The organism is Streptomyces sp. NBC_01171 (genome assembly GCF_045039805.1).
Taxonomy (GTDB): Bacteria; Actinomycetota; Actinomycetes; order Streptomycetales; family Streptomycetaceae; genus Streptomyces.
The window spans coordinates 5,429,627-5,447,159 of the sequence record NZ_CP108609.1 but is presented as its reverse complement, the minus strand read 5'-3'; the positions used below and the strand labels follow the sequence as shown (position 1 = coordinate 5,447,159).

Here is a 17,533-nt window from a genome sequence, read left to right as displayed (position 1 = left end):
GCGGTCAGGCGACCTTGCCGATGTCGGCGGCGGCCGGCTCCTTGGCCTTCAGCAGGCGCAGCTTGGGCACCGGCCCGGAGCCGCCGCGGCCGTGCAGGGAGCGGGCGGCGAAGTCACCGGCGAACTGGATGAGGGAGATGACGACGGCGAGGATGCCGACGGTGATCCACATCAGTCCGGTCTCGAAGCGCTGGTAGCCGTAGCGGACGGCGAGGTCGCCGAGTCCGCCGCCGCCGACCGTGCCGGCCATGGCCGAGTAGCCGATGAGCGCGATGATCGTCGTGGTGGTGCTGGCGATCAGCGAGGGCAGCGCCTCGGGGATGAGCACCTTGCGGACGATGGTCCAACTGTTGCCGCCCATGGCCTGCACGGCCTCGACGAGTCCGCCGTCCACCTCGCGGACGGCCGTCTCGACCAGCCGGGCGAAGAACGGGATGCCGCCGATGGCGAGCGGCACGATCGCGGCGGTGGTGCCGATGGTGGTGCCGGTCACCCAGCGGGTGAAGCTCATCAGCGCGACCATCAGGATGATGAACGGCATGGAGCGGCCGACGTTCACGACCTGGCCGATCACCTTGTTGGCGACGACGTTCTGGAGCAGTCCGCCGCGTTCGGTGAGGACCAGGAGGATGCCCAGCGGCAGGCCGAGGGCGATGGCGATCAGGGTGGACCAGAGCACCATCGAGAACGTCTCGGAACACGCCTGGGACAGCAGCGGCTGTATCTCGGACCAGGTCACTTCGCACCCTCCTTCACCAGAGCGGGCTCACCCTCGGTGCCGACCACGTCGACCTGGAGGCCCTGCTCGCGCAGGAAGCCGACCGGCACCACGTTGTCCTCGTAGCGGCCGGGCAGTTCGATGCGCATCCGGCCGATCTGGAGGCCGCCGACGGTGTCGATGGCCGCGCCGAGGATCGAGATCTCGATGTTGTAGGTGCGGGCCAGCTGGGAGACGACCGGCTGGGTGGCCGCCTCGCCGTGGAAGGTGATGTCGAGGACGGTGCGGTCGTCCGCGCTCGCCTCGCCGCCGACCGGGAACAGGGCGGAGGCCAACTGCGAGCCGGGGGTGGCCAGCAGTTCGCTGACGGTGCCGGATTCCACGATGCGTCCCTTCTCCATGAGCGCGGCGGAGTCGCAGATCGACTTCACCACGTCCATCTCGTGGGTGATCAGCAGGACGGTCAGACCCAGTTGCCGGTTCAGGTCGCGCAGCAGCTGGAGGATGGAGCGGGTGGTCTCCGGGTCGAGGGCGCTGGTGGCCTCGTCGGAGAGCAGCACCTTCGGGTCCCCGGCCAGGGCGCGGGCGATGCCGACGCGCTGCTTCTGGCCGCCGGAGAGCTGGGCCGGGTGGGACTTCGCCTTGTCGGCGAGGCCGACGAGGTCGAGGAGTTCCAGCGCCTTGCGGGAGCGCTCCTTGCCGGACTTGCCGAGGATCTCCAGCGGCAGCTCGATGTTGTCCTGCACGGTGCGCGAGGACAGCAGGTTGAAGTGCTGGAAGACCATGCCGATGTGGCTGCGGGCCCGGCGCAGTTCCCGGCCCGCACGCGGTCCGCGTCCGGCGAGGGCGGTGAGGTCCTGCCCGGCGACGGTCACGGTGCCGGCGGTGGGACGCTCCAGCAGGTTGACGCAGCGGATCAGGGAGGACTTTCCGGCGCCGGACTGGCCGATGACGCCGTAGACCTCGCCTTCGCGGACGTGGAGGTCGACGCCGTCGAGGGCGGTGACCTCGCGGCCGCGCGAGCGGTAGACCTTGGTCAGGCCCGAGGTGGTGATCACAGGGGTTTCCGTCACTGTCGAGTACCGGGCGCGGGTGTGCCCGATGGGGGTCCCCCTGCTCGAGCGAAGCCGAGAGCTTGGGGGAAGGTGCATGGGATGGCATTTCAGGGACGCGGCACGGTTCTCGCGGTGGCGAGTGAACCGGGGAGAACAGCGTGTGCGCGAACGGCACGGGGTCCGGTACGCCGGTGTTCCGGAGCCGGGCCGGGCCATGGCTCTCGCTTCGGGGCGCGAGGCTCGTCGGTGGTGCGGGGGCCCTCTAGAAGGCGCGCATTCGGCACGTCATGCGACACATACAACGAGCACCGGGCGTGTGGGTCGCCTCGGTCGCAAGGGTGCGGCTGCTCGTCGTGGTCATGCGGTCAGTAAACCAGACCGGCCGCGCGGACCGGAGAGCCCTGTCCACATGCTGGACAGACGTGGATGGTGCCGGTGAGACGCACCGGCCCAGGTCAGCGGCGGGTCACCCGCGTCAGCAAGGGGCGGGAGCGCATCGGAGAGGAGTGCTGTCCGGCCCTGCGGCGCGGGCGGCTGTGGCCAACGCCACGGCCCTCGTGCGCACGCCGGGGGCGGCGGCGGGCGTCCGATTCGGCCGTAATAAGGTCTCCGCATGCTCAATGCCCTGACGCTGGCGACCGGGATCGCCGCGCTGCTGCTGGCGGCCTGGTGCGGCTGGGCCGCACACCGGGACCAGCCGACCAAGGACTGGCACTTCATCGGCATGGCCGTGGTGTCCCTGCTTGCCGTGGTCCAGTTGGCCGTCGGGATCGTGCTGCTGGCGCGGGGCGAGAAGCCGGACCAGGGCACGACGATCTTCGTGGCGTATCTGCTGGGCGCGCTGGCGTGCGTCCCGGCGGCGGGCTTCATGTCGCTGGCCGAGCGCACGCGTTGGGGTTCGGTGACGGTCGCGGCGGGCGGCGTGGTGCTGGCCGTCCTCGAAGTACGGCTCTTTGACATCTGGGGAGGCTGACATGACGGCGCTGGAGGAGAAGCCGGCCCGGCTGATCAGCGGGCCGGGCATGCTGCTGGTCTGGTTCTACGGCGTGATGGTGGTCGGCGCCGTGTCGCGCTCGGTGTACCAGATCGCCACGGAGTTCGACCGGGCACCGCTCGCCTACTCGCTCTCGGCGCTCGCGGGCGTGGTGTACGGGTTCATCACCTACACCCTGGTCCGGGGCGGCGAGACGGCCCGCCGGGCGGCGGTGGTGTGCTGCGCCGCCGAGCTGGCCGGGGTGCTGATCGTGGGCACCTGGACGCTGGTCGAGCCGTCCGCGTTCCCGGACGCGACCGTGTGGTCGGACTACGGGATGGGGTACGTCTTCATCCCCGTACTGCTGCCCCTGACCGCGCTGTACTGGCTGCGCGCGGCACGGCGGCGGCAGGCGGCCTGAGACCGCCTGCCCCCAGGTGCGTCAGGCCGTGGCCGCGTAGGCGGCCGCCGGCTTCTCCAGCACGATCATCTCGACGCCGTCGGCGCCCAGCGAGCGGCCCACGGCCCGGTAGCCCAGCTTGCGGCAGAGCCGCAGCCCGTTCTCGCTGCGGTGCCCGGTGTGCATCCGGTACGTGGTGGCGCCGCGCTGCTCGGCGAGCGCCTTCTCGGCCGCGCCCAGCAGGCGGGCGCCGATGCCGTGGCCCTGGAGGCGGGGGTGGACGCAGAGCATGCCGATGGCGGCCGCGCCGTCCTCGGTGAGCCGGCCGCGCACCGAGCCGACCACTTCGTCACCGAGCCGGGCCACGAAGACGCAGTCGGCGGCGACCTCCTCGCGGACCTGGTCCAGGCTCTGCACCAGCGGGTCGATGCGGTAGTTCCCGTAGCGCGCGGCCTCGCTCTGGAAGCAGAGGTACTGGAGCCGGAAGATCTGCTCCGCGTCCGGCTCGGCCGCCGCCGCGATGGTCACGCTCATGCCCATGTGCGCATGCCTCCCGCTCACCTGATCACTGTTGTCCCCCACCTCTATCCCCGTGCTTCGGGACTGGCAACCTCCGCCGCCAGCATTCGTCGCAGACATCCCAGACATCTGGAGCGTTCCGGGCCGAGGCTGCCCTGTGAGATGCCCAACTCCCCCGCGATCTCGCGGTAGGTGAGGTCGCGCGGGGAGAGCAGGGCCGCCATGATCCGCGGACAGCGGCCGGGCAGTCTGCGGACCGCGTCGCGCACCACCCGGCGCCGGGCGGCGCTGAGGGCGAGCTGTTCGGGGCCGTGCCGGGTCTCGTCTGCGGGTTCGCCGTCGTAGGGCCGCTCCACGCCGTGGGTACGGCGGCTGAGCCGGCCCTCGTCGCGTACGGCTTCGCGCAGCCAGCCGGAGGGGTCCGGCGGCGGGCCCTGGCTCTCCAGCCGCTCCAGCAGCCGGAGCCAGACGGCCTGCTCCAGATCGCCTGGTTCGCTCCCGGAGGCATGTGCCTCGGCGGACGCCTCCGCGGTGAGGAGCGGGCGCAGATCGGTCAGCAGGTCGTGGGTCATATGCGTCGAGACGCGCCGTCCCGGCCTGCGGGTTTCCGGAACGGCGCGCTGTCACCCGGATCAGCGGGTGCGGGGCGCCGGTGTTGACGCCCCGCCCGGTCTCAGTGGCCCAGGAAGTCGGCGCGGGCCAGCACCCCGGTGTCGGCGTTGTCGGTGAAGACGCCGTCGATCCCGGTGGCGAAGTAGGTGCGGTACGCGCCGAACACGTCGCCGTAGCCGTCCGGGTCACCGCCCTTGCGGAACTCGGCCGGGAGGAAGGGGTTCTCGTTGCGCATGGTGTACGGGTGCAGGATCAGGCCGACCTTGTGCGCGTCGGCGACCAGCCGGGTCGGCTCGCCCAGAGTGCCGTCGGACTTCTTCGGGATGACCAGGTCCAGGGTGGGGCCGATGCCCTGGGCGTATCCCGCGATCTCGCGCAGCCCCTTGGGCGTGACGAGGTCGGCCACCGTACGGGGGTCGCCGGTGGCGACGAAGTCGTACGGGCGGGTGCCCGCGGCGTCCAGCAGGACGACCAGCGGATTGTCGACGATCCGGTTGAGCCGCTGGATGCTGGTCGGCTCGAAGGACTGCAGGACGACCGGCGAATTCCGGGTGTCCTTGCCGTACTTGCGCAGCAGCTTGGCCACCCGCTGCTCCGGGTCCAGGCCGAGGCGGCGGAAGTAGGTGGGGTGCTTCAGCTCGGGGTAGATCCACACCTGGCGGCCGCGCTCACGGCTGCGGGCGTCCTGCCACTTCAGGACCTCTTCGAAGGTGGGGATCTCCCAGCGGCCGTTGTAGAGGGTGTTGTGCGGGCGGTTGGCCGGGATGCGCTCGACGGCGCGCAGCGTCTTCAGCTCGGCGAGCGTGAAGTCCTCGGTGAACCAGCCGGTGACGGAGACGCCGTCGAGGACCTTGGTGGTCTTCCGGCCGGCGAACTCGGGGTGCGAGGCGACGTCGGTGGTGCCGCCGATCTCGGGCTCGTGGCGGCAGACGAGATGCCCGTCCTTGGTGGGCACCAGGTCACCGGCCTCCACGATGTCGGCGCCGAGTTCGAGCGCGAGGTCGTAGGAGCCGAAGGTGTGCTCGGGGCGGTAGCCGCTGGCACCCCGGTGGCCGATGATCGTCGGCACCGGCAGGCTCTTCAGGCCGCGTCCGCCGGACCCTGCCGTCCGGGTGCCGGCCGCGTGGGCGGCGGAGGGCAGTCCGAGGACCGCCCCGCCCGCGCCGAGCACCGCCGCACCGAGGACCGCGCGCCGTCCGGTCGCGCGCGAGGGCTGGTTGGTCCGGTCGCTTTCCATACGCGTCTCCCGCTCTCGTCATGTGCGTCTTCTGGGGTCTGACCTGGCTGTGTCTCTTGGGGTGCGCGCCGATCGTAGGGGCGTGAACATGACGGAGGGGAGACCTCGGCGGGAACACGCGGGTGCCGGCTGATGGCCCGTCGGCGGTGAGCCAGTGTCAACAACACGTAAGACCTCGGTGAATCGCGCGGCCCGATGTGCGCTTTCCCCATAGCCGCGAGTAATGTCCTCACCTGCACAGACTCATATCGTCCGCTCGGCCTGGAGGACCCGTTGTCCCGCTTCGCGCTCATCAAGGCAGTGCTCGCGCCGGCCATGCGCCTGATGTTCCGCCCCCAGGTGGAGGGTCTCGAGCGCATCCCCGGTGAGGGCCCGGTGATCCTGGCGGGCAACCACCTCACGTTCATCGATTCGATCGTGCTGCCGGTGGTGTCCAAGCGGCAGGTGCAGTTCATCGGCAAGGACGAGTACGTCACCGGCAAGGGGATCAAGGGGCGGGCGATGGCCTGGTTCTTCACCGGCGTCGGCATGATCCCGGTGGACCGGGACGGCGCGAACGGTGGTGTGGCCGCGCTGATGACCGGGCGCCGGGTTCTGGAGGAGGGCAAGGTCTTCGGGATCTACCCCGAGGGGACCCGCTCCCCCGATGGGCGGCTTTACCGGGGGCGCACGGGGATCGCCCGGCTCACCCTGATGACGGGGGCGCCGGTGGTGCCGTTCGCCATGATCGGTACGGACAAGCTTCAGCCCGGGGGGAAGGGGTTTCCCCGGCCGGGGAAGGTCACTGTGCGGTTCGGTGAGCCCATGGAGTTCTCTCGGTACGAGGGGATGGATCGGGATCGGTACGTGCTGCGTGCGGTGACCGATTCCGTGATGGCTGAGGTCATGCGGCTGTCCGGGCAGGAGTACGTGGACATGTACGCCACCAAGGCGAAGGCTGCCTGAGCGATCTTCTCGGGTGCGGGTGCGTGGGGGCCGGCCGCGCACCTCCCCGCGCCCCTGAAGACCTAAAAGCCTCTGTCCAGGCGTTGGTCCTTCAGCAGGAGCCATGCCGCTGCCGACGCCGCCAGCAACACCGCCGCCCCTGCTCCCGACGCCAGGTGCAGGCCGTGTACGAACGACTCCCTGGCCGCCTCCAGCAATGCCTGGGACGTCGGTGCGGGCAAGGCCGCTGACGCTTCCACTGCCGCGCCCAGGGACTCGTGGGCCGTTTCCGGGGTGCCCGCCGGAGCCGTGAAGTCGCGGTAGGCGGCTGTGACGATCGAGCCCAGTAGGGCGATGCCCAGGGCCGCGCCCAGTTCGTAGGCCGTTTCCGAGACCGCTGAGGCGGCGCCGGCGCGGTGGCGGTCGACGCTGGAGAGGATCACGTCGGAGGTGACGGTGAAGGAGAAGCCCGCACCGATGCCGACGATCAGCAGGGCGGCGCCGAGCAGCGGGTAGCCGGTGGCCCCGTCGAGCGTGGTGAGGACGGCGAGGGATACGCCGATCGCGGCGAGGCCGCCGGAGACCACCGCGCGTACCGAGAAGCGGCGCGCCGCGCGGCCCGCGATGAGGCCGGCCACCACCGCGCCGACGGCGGCGGGCAGTTCGGCGAGGCCCGCCTCGAACGGGTGCCTGCCCTGGACCAGTTGCAGGAACTGGGACAGGAAGAACACCAGCCCCGACATCCCGAGCACGGTCAGCAGATCCGCGAGCACCGCCCCGCTGAAGCCCCGGTGCCGGAAGAGCCGCATGTCGAGCAGCGGGGTCGGCAGGGTGAGCTGGCGGCGGACGAACCCGTACAGCGCGGCGGCGCCCGGCAGGCCGGTGGCCAGGGTGAGCGGGCCGAAGCCGTGGGTGGCGGCCTCCTTGACCGCGTAGACCAGGGCGAGCATCCCGACCAGGGACAGCAGCACGCTCACCAGGTCCCACGGCCCCGGGTTCGGGTCGCGGGACTCGGGCAGGGTGCGGATGCCGACCAGGACCAGGACCGCCATCACCGGCAGGTTGATCAGGAACACCGAGCCCCACCAGAAGTGCTCCAGCAGGAAGCCGCCCACGATCGGGCCGACGGCCGTGCCGGCGGAGGCGGTGGCGCCCCAGATCCCGATGGCGAGACTGCGCTCGCGCGGGTCGTGGAAGAGGTTGCGGATCAGGGCGAGGGTCGCGGGCATCAGGGTCGCGCCCGCGACGCCGAGCAGGGCCCGCGCCAGGATCAACAGGCCGGGCGTGCTCGCGTAGGCGTTCAGCACCGAGATCGCGCCGAACGCGGCCGCGCCACACAGCAGAACGCGCTTGCGGCCGACGCGGTCGCCGAGGCTGCCCATCGAGACGAGCAGTCCGGCGATGACGAACGAGTAGACGTCCCCGATCCACAGCAGTTGGGTACCGGAGGGGTGCAGGTCCTCGCTGATGTAGGGGGTGGCGAGGCCGAGGACGGTGGCGTCGACGGCGACCAGCAGGACGGCGAGGACGAGTACCGCGAGCGCGAGCCAGCGGCCGGGGCGCCGCTCGGTCTCAAGGCGTACGGGGCGCAGGGTGCTGGTCATGATTCCGCCCTGCGCAGCGCGCCGCCGAGCAGCAGTTCGGCGACCATCATGGAGAAGTCCCGGGAGGCCACGCGGCCGTCCACAGCGGCCCAGGCGCACGAGGTGATCAGCCCGTAGAACGCTTCGGTGAGCCAGCCAGGGGTGAGGTCGATACGGAGTTCGCCGTCGCGCTGGCCGCGTCGGAAGAGGGCGCTGATCCGGGTGTCCAGGCTCAGCCAGCCGGTGTTCTGCCCCTCGCCCTCCCAGAGCTGGTTCTCGCCGTAGAGAAAGGCGAGCAGTCCGGCGGCGGGCTGGATCTCGTTCACCAGGCGGCGTACGGCGTCGGCGGCGGGGCCCTCGTCCAGCCGGGCGCGGTCGAGCGCCGCCTCGCACTCCGCGATGCCGAGCGCCTCCAGCGCGCGGACCAGCGCGTCGCGGCCGGCGAAGTGGCGGTGGAGCGTGGCACGGCTGATCCCGGCGGCGCGCGCGACCTCGTCCATGGTCGCGGTGGACTTGCGGGTCAGCAGGGCGGCGGCGGAGCGCAGCACGTGGTCACGGTCGAGAGCCATGAGACAAGGGTACATCGTGTGAGACATGAGTGTCTCATCACGGGCATGAGGGTCTCAGTGCCAGGGCAGCTCGCCGCGCCGCGCCCAGTAGGTGTGCGGGTCTTCCGCGAGGGCGTCGAGCCGGGTTCGCTGGTCGTCGGTGAGGTCGACGGCGGCGGCATGGAGGTTGGAGCCGAGCTGGGGGAGGGTCGCGGCGCCGGACAGGACGACACCGGCCCAGGGGCGGCAGAGGATCAGGGCGAGGGCCACGGCGTCGCAGCCGAGGCCGGTCTCCTCGGCGATGTCCCGCAGGGCCCCGGGCGCGTGCTCCGGGGCGAGCCGGCCGTTGGCCATGCCCTCCTTGACGATCACCGTGAGCCCGGCGTCGTGCGCCTCCGCCAGCGCGGGCCCGGCCGAGGTCTCCAGCGCGTTGTACGTGGACTGCACGGTGCCGAAGAGGGGCGTGCCGTCGACGGTGATCTCCAGCGCGGCCCGGACGGTGTCGGCCTGGGCGGGGCCGCTGGTGGAGAAGCCGATGGTGAGGCCGCCCGCGGCCGCTTCGGCGAGGCGGGCGTGCAGGGCGCGGTCGGTGAGGGCCGGGCTGTCGGGGGTGAGGGAGTGGATCTGGTAGAGGTCCAGCCGGTCCCCGAGCAGGGCGTCGGTCTCGGCGCGCTGCCGCTCGTACGTGGCGAGGGTGTGGTCCTTGACCTCGTGCCGCTCGGCCTCGGTGGACCAGTCGGCGGTGTAGGTGTAGCCCCACTTGCTGCCGACCACCACGTCGTCGGCCGCCGGGCGGGCCTTCAGCCACTCCGCGAGGAACTCCTCGCTGCGGCCGTAGGAGCGGGCGACGTCGAAGTAGCGGACGCCCTGGGCGTAGGCGGCGTCGAGGAGTTCGTGCGTACGCGCGCGCAGTGCGTCGGCGCTGCGGTCCTCTCCGAGGTCACGGTCCCGGCCGAGGTTGATGTAGCCGGGGCGGCCGACCGCGGCGAGGCCCAGGCCGAGGTGGCAGGTGGGGGTGGTCGCGGAGGAGAGGCGGGCGAAGGGCATCGCGGTGGTCCGTTCGATCGGCTCCAGTGGGGCGCGCGACCAACGTAACCGGTGCCGTGCGGCGGGCCGCCCAGGAGCTCGGGTGATTCGGCTCCTGGGCGGCTGCGGGTGGGGCGTGGCTGGTCGCGCTCACGCGGCGGCAGCCGCAGATCGATACAGCCCCGCACCCCTAGAGGGGGTTTCCCTTGGCCTTGGCCCATGCGTGCTGGGCGGCCAAGTCCTGCTTCACCTCCGCCAGTTGCACCGCCACGGCGCTCGGGGCCGTACCGCCCCTGCCGTTGCGGGACGCGAGCGCGCCCTGGACGTTCAGGACCGTACGCACCTCCGGGGTCAGATGCGGGGAGATCTTGGCGAACTGCTCGTCCGTGAGGTCGTCCAGTTCCTTGCCGTCGGCCTCCGCGACCTTGACGCACTCCCCCGCGACCTCGTGGGCGACGCGGAACGGGACGCCCTGGCGGACCAGCCACTCGGCGATGTCGGTGGCGAGGGAGAAGCCGGCCGGGGCCAGTTCCTCCATGCGCTCGCGGTGGACGGTGAGGGTGGCGATCATGCCGGTGAAGGCGGGGAGCAGCACCTCGAGCTGGTCGCAGGAGTCGAAGACGGGCTCCTTGTCCTCCTGGAGGTCGCGGTTGTAGGCGAGCGGCAGCGCCTTCAGCGTGGCCAGCAGGCCCGTGAGGTTGCCGATCAGCCGCCCGGACTTGCCGCGCGCCAGCTCCGCGATGTCCGGGTTCTTCTTCTGCGGCATGATCGAGGAGCCGGTGGAGAAGGCGTCGTGCAGGGTGACGAAGGAGAACTCCTTCGTGTTCCAGATGATGATCTCCTCCGCGATCCGCGAGAGGTCGATGCCGATCATCGCGGTGATGAAGGCGAACTCCGCCGCGAAGTCCCGCGAGGCCGTGCCGTCGATGGAGTTGCCCGCGCTCCCCCGCTCGAAGCCGAGGTCGCGGGCGACCGCCTCGGGGTCCAGGCCGAGGGAGGAACCGGCGAGCGCGCCGGAGCCGTACGGCGAGACCGCGGTGCGCTCGTCCCACTGCCGCAGTCGCTCGGCGTCCCGCCCGAGGGACTGGACGTGGGCCAGCACATGGTGGGCGAAGAGCACCGGCTGGGCGTGCTGGAGATGGGTGCGGCCGGGCATGGCCACGTCCGGGTGGGCCTCGGCGAGGCCGACCAGGGCGTCCTGGAGGTCCGCGATCAGGCCGCCGATGATCCGGGCGTGGTCGCGCAGGTACATCCGGAAGAGGGTGGCGACCTGGTCGTTGCGCGACCGGCCCGCGCGGAGCTTGCCGCCGAGGTCGGGGCCGAGCCGCTCCAGCAGGCCGCGCTCCAGGGCGGTGTGCACGTCCTCGTCGGCGATCGTGCCGACGAACTCGCCGGAGGCCACGTCGGCTTCGAGCTGGTCGAGCCCCGCGAGCATCCGGGTCAGCTCGTCCTCGGTGAGCAGCCCCGCCGTGTGCAGCACACGCGCGTGGGCGCGGGACCCGGCGATGTCGTAGGGGGCGAGCCGCCAGTCGAAGTGGACGGACGCGGACAGCTTGGCCAGGGCCTCGGCGGGACCGTCGGCGAAACGGCCGCCCCAGAGCCGTACGTCACCGCTGTTGCTGCTCACTGCGTTGCTCCTCGAGCTCGTGGTGTGCCACCGCCTCCCCACCCTTGCAGGCGGGGAGGCGTTCGGGCTGCTTGACGACGTCGCCTACGCGAGGTCCACGTCAGGCTTCGCCTGTCAGATCACGCCGCGCCGCGATCTTCGACGACAGGCTGTAGATGTCGATGAAGCCCTTGGCCGCGGCCTGGTCGAAGGTGTCGCCGGTGTCGTAGGTGGCGAGGCTGAAGTCGTACAGCGACGACTGGGACCGGCGGCCCGTGACGACGGCGCGGCCACCGTGCAGGGTCATCCGGACGTCGCCGGAGACATGCTCGTTGGCCTCGGTGATGAAGCCGTCCAGCGCCCGCTTGAGCGGGGAGAACCACTGGCCGTCGTAGACCAGTTCGCCCCAGCGCTGCTCCACCTGCCGCTTGTAGCGGGCGAGTTCGCGCTCGACGGTGACGCTCTCCAGCTCCTGGTGGGCGGTGATCAGGGCGATGGCGCCCGGAGCCTCGTACACCTCACGGGACTTGATGCCGACGAGACGGTCCTCGACCATGTCGATCCGGCCGATGCCCTGGGCGCCCGCGCGCTCGTTGAGCTGCTGGATGGCCTGGAGGACGGTGACCGGACGGCCGTCGATGGCGACGGGCACGCCGCGCTCGAAGGTGACGACGACCTCGTCGGCCTCGCGGGCCTCGGCCGGGTTGGACGTGTACTCGTAGATGTCCTCGATCGGGGCGTTCCAGATGTCCTCCAGGAAGCCCGTCTCTACGGCGCGCCCGAAGACGTTCTGGTCGATGGAGTACGGGGACTTCTTGGTGGTGGCGATCGGGAGGTTCTTCGCCTCGCAGAAGGCGATCGCCTTGTCCCGGGTCATCGCGTAGTCGCGGACCGGGGCGATGCACTTCAGGTCGGGGGCGAGGGCGACGATGCCGGCCTCGAAGCGGACCTGGTCGTTGCCCTTGCCGGTGCAGCCGTGGGCGACCGTGGTGGCGCCGTGCTTCTGCGCGGCGGCGACGAGGTGCTTGACGATCGTCGGCCGGGAGAGGGCGGACACCAGCGGGTAGCGGTCCATGTACAGGGCGTTCGCCTTGATCGCCGGGAGGCAGTACTCCTCGGCGAACTCGTCCTTGGCGTCGGCCACTTCGGCTTCGACGGCACCGCACGCGAGGGCGCGCTTGCGGATGACGTCCAGGTCCTCGCCGCCCTGGCCGACGTCCACCGCAACGGCGATGACCTCGGCGCCCGTCTCCTCGGCGATCCAGCCGATGGCGACGGAGGTGTCCAGTCCGCCTGAGTAGGCGAGTACGACGCGCTCGGTCACGGGTTCTCTCCTCACGTGCATTCGCTGATATGCATGAGTATGCAGAACTCCGCATGATTCGTCAATCGCGGAGGTGGGGTAGGCAGCGGGCATGGGAAAGACATATGAGCGCATCGACGGCAGACTCCGGAGATTCATCGAGGAGCAGCCCCTCTTCTTCACGGCGACCGCCCCCCTGGCCGGCGACGGCACGGTGAACCTCTCCCCCAAGGGACTCAAGGGCTCCTTCGTCGTGCTGGACGAGCTGACGGTGGCCTACCTCGACTTCGCGGGCTCCAACGCGGAGACCGTGGCCCACCTGCGGGAGAACGGCCGGATCACCCTCATGTGGTGCGCCTTCCAGGGCCCGCCGAACATCGTGCGCGTGCACGGCCGGGGCGAGCCGGTCTTCCGCGACGACCCGCGCTTCGGCGATCTGCTGGCCGCCTTCCCCGGCATCGACCCGGCCCCGCACGGCCTGCGGGCGGTCATCGTGGTGCACGCCGAGCTGGTGCGGGACTCCTGCGGGTATGCCGTGCCCCGCATGGTCTACGAGGAGGACCGCGATTCGCACCGGCGGCGGTTCGGCAGGGAGGACGACGCCTCGCTCAGCGAGTACTTCACCGGGAAGGAGCACATCGCCACGAGCATCGACGGGCTGCCCGGCCTGCCGTTGCCGCTGCCGCCCTCTACGGTCTGAGCCATGCGCCGCCGCCTGGTCACCGCCCTCGTGTCCGCCTCCTTCTGCGCGCTCGGGCTCGCGCCCGCCGAGCCGCCCGCCGGCACCCCGCTGCCCGCACGGCTGGCGGACACCGGCGGGGGCACCCAGCTCATCACCGCCGAGGCTCCGGACTCAGGCTCCACCACCGGCACCCTCACGTGGTGGGACCTGCGGCACGGCCACTGGGCGGCGGCCGGGACCGCGCCCGCGCGGTTCGGGTCCGGCGGCCTGGTGGAGGGCACCGGGCGCCAGCAGGGCACCAGCACCACACCGACCGGGCTGTACGACCTCCCGTTCGGCTTCGGCATCGAGGCGGCCCCGGCCGGGACACGGATCAAGTACCTGTCGGTGCAGGAGAGTTCCTGGTGGTGCCAGGACAACGACTCCCCCGCCTACAACCGCTGGGTCGACCCCCTCCCCGCCGACTGCCGCGCCTCGGAGTCCGAGCACCTGGTCTCCTACGCCACCCAGTACGCCCATGCCCTCGTCATCGGCTTCAACTACCACCACCCGGTGCGCGGCCGCGGGGCGGGCATCTTCCTCCACGTCAACGGCAAGGCGGCGACGGCGGGTTGCGTCTCCGTACCCGCCGACGCCATGACCGAGATCCTCCACTGGACCGACCCGTCCCGCCGCCCGCACATCGCCATCGGGACGGAGACCGGGGCCACCGCGCTCGTCCGATACTGACCCCCGCCAGGTCACCCGCCGGGACGCTGAACACTCCGCCCGCACCGCACGTATCTGTGGGCCAAGGGTCAAGTCCCCCGGAGGAACAGTGACCACCACGCTCGCAGGCGGACGTGCCGCCCGCCGCCAGACGATGCGCCGCATCCGCCCGCGCCGCTCGCCGGCCGTCCCACTGCTGCTCGCGGTGTGGGCGGGCGCGGCGGCCGTGTTGTGGCTCTGGTGGCACAACACCCCCTCGATCGCCGACAACGCCGGCCGGGTGCTGAACGCCGGGCGGATCACCGGTCTGCTCGCCGGATACCTCATGGCGCTGGTCGTGCTCCAGATGGCGCGCGTACCGGCACTGGAGCGGCGGGTCGGCTCGGACCGGGTGGCCCGCTGGCACGCGATGAGCGGCCGCTACACGCTGAGCCTGGTCCTGGCGCACGTCTTCCTCATCATGTGGGGGTACGCCCTCCAGGCGGGCAAGTCGCTCGGCGACATCGTCCAGCAGACCGTCGACTCGGTGAACCAGCTCCCCGACATGGGCAAGGCGGCCATCGGCACCGGCCTGTTCGTGGTGATCGGGCTCTCGTCCATCGGTGTCGTGCGGCGCAGGCTGCCGTACGACACCTGGTACCACGTGCATCTGCTGACGTACGCGGCGGTGTTCCTGACCTTCTGGCACCAGATCACCACCGGCAACGACTTCGCGGTCGAGCCGATGGCGAAGACCTTCTGGTACGTGCTGTACGGCGTGGTGACCGCGCTGGTGCTCTGGTACCGGGTCATCGTGCCGGTCCGGCTGAACCTGCGGCACCGGATGCGGGTGGAGGCGGTGATCGAGGAGTCGCCAGGCATCGTGTCGGTGCTGATCTCCGGGCGGAAGCTGCACCGGATGGGCGCGGAGGCGGGCCAGTTCTTCCGCTGGCGGTTCCTGGCGCCGGGGATGCGGTTCAGCTCGCACCCGTACTCGCTGTCGGCCGCGCCCCGGCCGGGCATGCTGCGGATCACCGTCAAGGCGATCGGCGACCACAGCGCGCGGCTGCGCGAGCTGACGCCGGGCACGCGGGTGTGGGCGGAGGGCCCGTACGGGGCGCTCACCGCGCAGCGCCGCAGCCGGGGCAAGGTGCTGCTGGTCGCGGGCGGGGTCGGGATCACGCCGATGCGCGCGCTGTTCGAGACACTGCCGGGCGCCTCCGGTGACATCACCCTGCTGTACCGGGCCAACACCACGCAGGACCTCGCCCTGTGGGACGAACTGGCCGCCATCGCCGAGGAGCGGGGTGCCCGGCTGATGTACGCGGTGAACAGCCCGGAGGGCGAGCGGCCGGACATCTCGGCGGAGAACCTCCGGCGCAAGATGCCCGACATCGACCGCCACGACGTCTTCATGTGCGGGCCGCCCGGCTTCGCGCAGGCGGTGTACGAGGCACTGCGCGGCGCGGGGGTCCCCGCCCGGCGTATCCATCACGAGTCGTTCGAGATGTGAGCGGAGCTCAGGAACCATGAGGAAGAGCCACCCCATTCGGCGCGTGATGCTGGCCACCGCGGCCACCGTGTCCGGTGTCGTGCTGCTGCTGTCGCTGAAGCCCGGGTCCGACCCGGCCTCGGCGGCCGCCCCGCCGGCGTCGGCGGCCGCGCAGGAGTCGCCGCAGGGCGGGTCCGGCGGCGCCCAGGCGTCGGACCAGGCCGGCACGGTGACCGGGGACGCGGCGCAGACGCCGTACGGTGCCGTGCGGGTCCGGCTGACGGTCAGCGGCGGGAAGATCACCAAGGCGGAGGCCGTCGAGGCGCCGAAGGGTCCGACGAGCGACGAGAAGACCGCGCTCGCGGTGCCCCGGCTGAACCAGGCGGTCCTGGCGACGCAGAACGCGGACATCGACTCGGTGTCGGGGGCGACGTACACCAGCACGGGGTACAAGAAGTCGCTCCAGTCGGCGCTGGACCAGGTCAAGAAGGGTTCTGGCGGCGGGAGTTCGGGGGCGGCCCAGGCGCGTACGGTCACCGGCAGCGCGGAGCAGACACCGTACGGGGCCGTCCAGGTGCGGGTCACGCTCAGCGGGAAGAAGCTCACCAAGGCGGAGGCGGTCCAGGCGCCGAAGGGCCCGACGAGCGACGAGAAGACCGCGCTCGCGGTGCCCCGGCTGAACCAGGCGGCGGTCGCCGCGGGCAGCGCGGAGATCGACTCGGTGTCCGGGGCGACCTACACCAGCACCGGGTACAAGAAGTCGCTCCAGTCCGCGCTGGATCAGGCCGGTGGCTGAGACGGTGGCCGAGCGGGCGGGGACACCGCATGTGCTGCGGCACGCGGAGGAGGTCATGGGGACCGTCTTCTCCTTCGACGTGCGCGGCGGCGACCCCGACGAGGTGCGCGCGGCGCTGGAGACGGCGGTCGCGGGACTGCACCGGGTCGACGCCGTGTTCAGCACCTACCGCGAGGACAGCGAGGTGTCCCGGCTGGCCCGCGAGGAGCTGACCCCGGACCAGTGCGCCCCCGAGGTGCGCGAGGTGCTGGCGCTGGCGGCCGAGGCGGAGCGGGTGAGCGACGGCTGGTTCAGCACCCGGTACCGGGGGACGCTCGACCCCACCGGGATCGTCAAGGGCTGGTCCGCCGAGCGGGCCACGCGCACGCTGGCCGCCGTCACCGGGGTGTGCGGGGTCAGCGTGAACGGCGGGGGTGACGTCCAGATGCTGGGCGCGCCCGAGCCGCACCGGGCCTGGCGGGTGGGCGTGGCCGATCCGCTCCGGCCGGGCGGGCTGGCGGCGGTGGTGTCGGCGGCCGGCACGGACGAGCTGGCGGTGGCGACCTCGGGCACGGCGGAGCGGGGCGCGCACATCGTCGACCCGCGCACCGGCCGCTCCGCGGTGACCGACCTGGTCGCCGTGACAGTGGTGACCCCCCGGCTGACCTGGGCGGACTGCTGGGCCACCGCCGCCTTCGCCATGGGCTCCCGCGCGGGCCTGGCCTGGCTGGAGTCCCTCCCGGACGTGGAGGGCCTGCTGATCACGGCGGGCGACGAGGTCCGCTGCACCGGGGGTCTGGCGACCCGGCTGGGCTGAGCGGGTGCGGGACGCCCTGCGGCCTACGGCGCGTTCTGGGCGAGGCGCAGCAGGTGGTCGGCGAGGGCCTGGCCGCCGGTGGCGTCCCGGCTGATCAGCATGAGGGTGTCGTCACCGGCGATGGTGCCGAGGACGTCGTGGAGTTCGGCCTGGTCGATGGCCGAGGCGAGGAACTGGGCCGCACCGGGCGGGGTGCGCAGCACGACGAGGTTGGCGGACGCCTCGGCGGAGATCAGCAGCTCCTGGGAGAGCCGCCGCATCCGCTCCTCCTTGGCGGAGCCGCCCAGCGGGGCGCGCGGGGTGCGGAAACCGCCCTCGCTGGGCACCGCGTAGATCAGGTCGCCGTCGGTGTTGCGGATCTTGACCGCGTTCAGCTCGTCCAGGTCGCGGGAGAGCGTCGCCTGGGTGACGCTCAGCCCGTCGTCGGCGAGCAGCTTGGCGAGCTGGCTCTGCGAGCGCACCGGCTGCCGGTTGAGGATGTCCACGATCCGGCGGTGTCGGGCCGTCCGGGTCTGCGGTACGGCGGGTCCGCCCGCCGCCTGATCGTGGTCCTGCGCCTGGCTCATCGTCGTCGTC

Annotated in this window: 19 protein-coding genes; 8 read left to right on the top strand and 11 right to left on the bottom strand. The window is 71.7% G+C overall.

Annotated features, from left to right (window positions below; genetic code table 11):
• Positions 1–4: 4 nt before the first annotated feature.
• Together OG448_RS25115 and OG448_RS25110 are read right to left on the bottom strand one after the other, a co-directional pair.
• Positions 5–739, bottom strand: coding sequence for an ABC transporter permease subunit (locus OG448_RS25115; protein WP_391299943.1), 735 nt, complete (start codon positions 737–739; stop codon positions 5–7).
• Positions 736–1,776, bottom strand: a complete 1,041-nt coding sequence (locus OG448_RS25110; protein WP_405557054.1) for a methionine ABC transporter ATP-binding protein — start codon at positions 1,774–1,776, stop codon at positions 736–738. The genes OG448_RS25115 and OG448_RS25110 overlap by 4 nt, the downstream gene beginning before the upstream one ends.
• 610 nt (positions 1,777–2,386) lie before the next feature.
• Between OG448_RS25110 and OG448_RS25105 the strand changes: the two genes are divergently transcribed.
• Positions 2,387–2,746 carry a hypothetical protein gene (locus OG448_RS25105; RefSeq protein WP_391299939.1) on the top strand — a complete coding sequence of 120 codons (360 nt, stop codon included), beginning with the start codon at positions 2,387–2,389 and terminating at the stop codon, positions 2,744–2,746.
• Between the two features lies 1 nt (position 2,747).
• Positions 2,748–3,167, top strand: coding sequence for a hypothetical protein (locus OG448_RS25100; RefSeq protein WP_399572549.1), 420 nt, complete (start codon positions 2,748–2,750; stop codon positions 3,165–3,167).
• 21 nt (positions 3,168–3,188) lie between these two features.
• On the opposite strand, the gene OG448_RS25095 is transcribed toward OG448_RS25100, so the two are convergent.
• The 3 genes from OG448_RS25095 to OG448_RS25085 form a co-directional block, all read right to left on the bottom strand.
• Positions 3,189–3,686: a GNAT family N-acetyltransferase gene (locus OG448_RS25095; RefSeq protein WP_405558953.1), complete on the bottom strand. Its 498-nt coding sequence runs from the start codon at positions 3,684–3,686 to the stop codon at positions 3,189–3,191.
• A 44-nt stretch (positions 3,687–3,730) separates the two neighbouring features.
• The gene (locus tag OG448_RS25090) at positions 3,731–4,237 is read right to left on the bottom strand and encodes an RNA polymerase sigma factor (RefSeq protein ID WP_405557052.1); all 507 of its coding nucleotides are present in this window, start codon (positions 4,235–4,237) and stop codon (positions 3,731–3,733) included.
• Positions 4,238–4,338: 101 nt separating this feature from the next.
• Positions 4,339–5,514 (bottom strand): glycerophosphodiester phosphodiesterase, encoded by a 1,176-nt coding sequence (locus OG448_RS25085; protein ID WP_405557050.1) that lies wholly within the window; start codon positions 5,512–5,514, stop codon positions 4,339–4,341.
• Positions 5,515–5,829: 315 nt separating this feature from the next.
• Here OG448_RS25085 and OG448_RS25080 point away from each other — a divergent pair, with 315 nt between their 5' ends.
• Complete coding sequence (locus OG448_RS25080; RefSeq protein ID WP_373310086.1) at positions 5,830–6,459, top strand: lysophospholipid acyltransferase family protein; 630 nt, start codon at positions 5,830–5,832, stop codon at positions 6,457–6,459.
• A gap of 62 nt (positions 6,460–6,521) precedes the next feature.
• Here OG448_RS25080 and OG448_RS25075 read toward each other — a convergent pair whose 3' ends face one another.
• The 5 genes from OG448_RS25075 to OG448_RS25055 all read right to left on the bottom strand — a co-directional run bounded on the left by OG448_RS25075 (position 6,522) and on the right by OG448_RS25055 (position 12,525).
• The gene (locus tag OG448_RS25075) at positions 6,522–8,042 is read right to left on the bottom strand and encodes an MFS transporter (RefSeq protein ID WP_405557049.1); all 1,521 of its coding nucleotides are present in this window, start codon (positions 8,040–8,042) and stop codon (positions 6,522–6,524) included.
• Complete coding sequence (locus OG448_RS25070; RefSeq protein WP_405557047.1) at positions 8,039–8,590, bottom strand: TetR/AcrR family transcriptional regulator; 552 nt, start codon at positions 8,588–8,590, stop codon at positions 8,039–8,041. The genes OG448_RS25075 and OG448_RS25070 overlap by 4 nt, the downstream gene beginning before the upstream one ends.
• Positions 8,591–8,644: 54 nt before the next feature.
• A complete protein-coding gene (locus OG448_RS25065; RefSeq protein ID WP_405557045.1) occupies positions 8,645–9,616 on the bottom strand; it encodes an aldo/keto reductase in 972 nt (323 codons plus the stop codon).
• A 169-nt stretch (positions 9,617–9,785) separates the two neighbouring features.
• On the bottom strand, positions 9,786–11,222 hold the full coding sequence (gene argH / locus OG448_RS25060) for an argininosuccinate lyase (protein WP_405557044.1): 1,437 nt from the start codon (positions 11,220–11,222) through the stop codon (positions 9,786–9,788).
• A gap of 100 nt (positions 11,223–11,322) precedes the next feature.
• The gene (locus OG448_RS25055) at positions 11,323–12,525 is read right to left on the bottom strand and encodes an argininosuccinate synthase (RefSeq protein WP_405557043.1); all 1,203 of its coding nucleotides are present in this window, start codon (positions 12,523–12,525) and stop codon (positions 11,323–11,325) included.
• 91 nt (positions 12,526–12,616) lie between these two features.
• On the opposite strand from OG448_RS25055, the gene OG448_RS25050 reads away from it, so the two are divergent.
• The 5 genes from OG448_RS25050 (at position 12,617) to OG448_RS25030 (ending at position 16,957) form a co-directional block, all read left to right on the top strand.
• Positions 12,617–13,204: a pyridoxamine 5'-phosphate oxidase family protein gene (locus OG448_RS25050; protein ID WP_405557041.1), complete on the top strand. Its 588-nt coding sequence runs from the start codon at positions 12,617–12,619 to the stop codon at positions 13,202–13,204.
• A gap of 3 nt (positions 13,205–13,207) precedes the next feature.
• The gene (locus OG448_RS25045; protein ID WP_405557039.1) at positions 13,208–13,915 is read left to right on the top strand and encodes a L,D-transpeptidase; all 708 of its coding nucleotides are present in this window, start codon (positions 13,208–13,210) and stop codon (positions 13,913–13,915) included.
• Positions 13,916–14,003: 88 nt separating this feature from the next.
• Positions 14,004–15,386, top strand: coding sequence for a ferric reductase-like transmembrane domain-containing protein (locus OG448_RS25040; RefSeq protein ID WP_405557037.1), 1,383 nt, complete (start codon positions 14,004–14,006; stop codon positions 15,384–15,386).
• Positions 15,387–15,402: 16 nt separating this feature from the next.
• The gene (locus tag OG448_RS25035; RefSeq protein ID WP_405557035.1) at positions 15,403–16,161 is read left to right on the top strand and encodes an FMN-binding protein; all 759 of its coding nucleotides are present in this window, start codon (positions 15,403–15,405) and stop codon (positions 16,159–16,161) included.
• A 55-nt stretch (positions 16,162–16,216) separates the two neighbouring features.
• Positions 16,217–16,957 (top strand): FAD:protein FMN transferase, encoded by a 741-nt coding sequence (locus tag OG448_RS25030; protein ID WP_405558950.1) that lies wholly within the window; start codon positions 16,217–16,219, stop codon positions 16,955–16,957.
• A 23-nt stretch (positions 16,958–16,980) separates the two neighbouring features.
• Here OG448_RS25030 and OG448_RS25025 read toward each other — a convergent pair whose 3' ends face one another.
• Positions 16,981–17,523: an arginine repressor gene (locus OG448_RS25025; RefSeq protein ID WP_030812919.1), complete on the bottom strand. Its 543-nt coding sequence runs from the start codon at positions 17,521–17,523 to the stop codon at positions 16,981–16,983.
• Between the last annotated feature and the right edge of the window lie 10 nt (positions 17,524–17,533).